Consider the following 699-nt stretch of genomic DNA (forward strand, 5'->3'; position numbering starts at 1 on the left):
GCGGCGTCTACAAGCCCGGACCCGGCCACCCGCCCTTGCCGGTGCGGCTGATGGCTGGCCTGATGATCCTCAAGCACATGGAGAGCCTGTCCGACGAGGTGCTGTGCGCCCGCTTTCTCGACAGCCCTTATGTGCAGTTCTTCTGCGGCGAGGTCAGCTTCCGCCATGATCTGCCGTTTGAGCGTTCGTCCCTGACGCGCTGGCGCCAGCGGCTGGGCGAGGAGCATCTCACCGCCTTGCTGCAGGAAAGCCTCTCCGTGGCGCACCAGACCGGGGCTCTCGCCACGAAGGATCTCGAGCGGGTGGCCGTCGACACCACGGTTCAGCCCAAGGCGGTGGCTTATCCCACCGATGCCCGCCTGATGCACCGGGCCCTGATCAAGCTCGTGGATCTCGCCCACAAGTGCGGTGTCCGGTTGCGCCAGAGCTATCGCCGGGTGGCCAAACACGCTCTGATCCGAATCGGCCGCTACCTTCATGCCCATCAGTTCAAACGGGCGAACCGCGAGCTGCGGTTTCTGCGCGCCCGGCTCGGCCGAGTGATCCGGGATGTCCGCCGCAAGATCAAAGGCAATGCGGCCCTGGAGGAAGGCTTTGAACCGCTGCTCGCCCTGGCGGTCAGGGTTCGGCAGCAGACCCAGCGCCAGCGCGGGCCAAAGGTCTACGCCCTGCATGCGCCCGAAGTGGAGTGCACCGGCA

1 protein-coding gene is annotated in these 699 nt (G+C 66.4%); it reads left to right on the forward strand.

The features are described from left to right. Positions 1-699: transposase (locus tag FS320_RS44595; RefSeq protein WP_192926446.1), on the forward strand; the 699-nt coding region annotated here is incomplete at both ends.

This window comes from Microvirga tunisiensis, from assembly GCF_009296175.1.
GTDB classification, from domain to species: domain Bacteria; phylum Pseudomonadota; class Alphaproteobacteria; order Rhizobiales; family Beijerinckiaceae; genus Microvirga; species Microvirga tunisiensis.